The 1167-nt window shown below is 56.1% G+C and carries 2 protein-coding genes; both read left to right on the top strand.

The features are described 5' to 3' along the window. The coding region (locus tag B6S09_RS18085) for a TetR/AcrR family transcriptional regulator C-terminal domain-containing protein (protein ID WP_211281097.1) at positions 1-205 on the top strand (205 nt) is incomplete at its 5' end. 192 nt (positions 206-397) lie between these two features. Next, positions 398-1167, top strand: a 770-nt coding sequence (locus tag B6S09_RS18080) for an MASE2 domain-containing protein (RefSeq protein WP_094279860.1), incomplete at its 3' end; no start/stop codon positions are given.

The following is a 1167-nucleotide window of genomic DNA, read 5'->3' as shown; positions in this document are numbered from 1 at the left end:
GGCTCAAGAAGACGGGCGGCTATCCGGCAACGACCCGGCCTTTGCCGCTCACCAGATCCAGAGCCTGCTCAAGGCGTTTGCATTCTGGCCGCAGATTACGCTGGGCCAACCCACCCTCGATGCGGCCACTCAGGCCAGCGTGATTGAGTCGGCCATCGACCTGTTTCTGGCCGGCTACGAAATCAAGCCCAGCACACAGCCATAACGACTGTTGCAACAGCGACATACCTGGTCGCTTTTGACGCATCTGTCATCCTTTTTGCGCAAATGGCCTGGAAGGACACTGATTATTCCTACCTGAATAATTGACAATATTCACGGGAGTTATCCGATCAGCGGTAATTCCCGCGAATGCGTGCCTTTATATCTACAAAAAAATCAGCTAACTCAGGTACCTATGGAAAACCGACAAGGCAAAGGGATCTCGTTTGCCAGGCGTATCTACAAGCCAAGAATCATCGGCGCGGCCATGTGCTGCCTCAGTGTGACCGCCGCGCTCTACCCGCTGGGGATGCCTGCGTGGATCTGGGCGGCGCTGCTGGTCAATGGTTTTGTCTGGCCTCATGTGGCGTATCAACTGGCTATCCGGGCCAAGTTTCCCTACAACGCTGAACGGCGCAACCTGCTGTTTGATGCCCTGTTCAGCGGGTTTTGGACCGCAACGCTGCAATTTACGCCGTTGACCAGCGTCACCCTGCTGTCGATGGTAGCCATGAACAACGTGGCCGCCGGCGGCCAACGTTTGTTGCTAGGCGGGCTGCTGGCCCAATTGTTCGGAGCAGGATTGGCCTGGGTGTTGTTTGGCGTGCAACTGAACCTCAATGTCAGGCTGATAGAGGTGTATGCCTGCCTGCCGATGCTGACGCTCTACCCCATGGCTATCGGCATGGTCTGCTATCAGTTGGCGATAAAACTGTCGGACCACAAACGCACGCTCAGCGCCCTGAGCCGTATCGACAGCCTCACGGAGCTGCTCAATCACGGTTCTTGGAAAGACTTGCTGAACCTTAAGTTCCACAAGTGCCAGCATCAGAAGAGCCACGCCACCATCGCGCTGATCGATATCGATCACTTCAAGCAAATCAACGACACCCACGGCCATATCGTCGGCGACACGGTGCTGCGGCAACTGAGTCTGGAGCTACGGCGCAACCTACGGGATAACGA

Origin of the sequence: Oceanimonas baumannii (genome assembly GCF_002245495.1) — a bacterium.
Taxonomy (GTDB): Bacteria; Pseudomonadota; Gammaproteobacteria; order Enterobacterales; family Aeromonadaceae; genus Oceanimonas; species Oceanimonas baumannii.
Note: the sequence above shows the minus strand (reverse complement) of the source record. Positions and strands in the feature narration are given on the sequence as shown.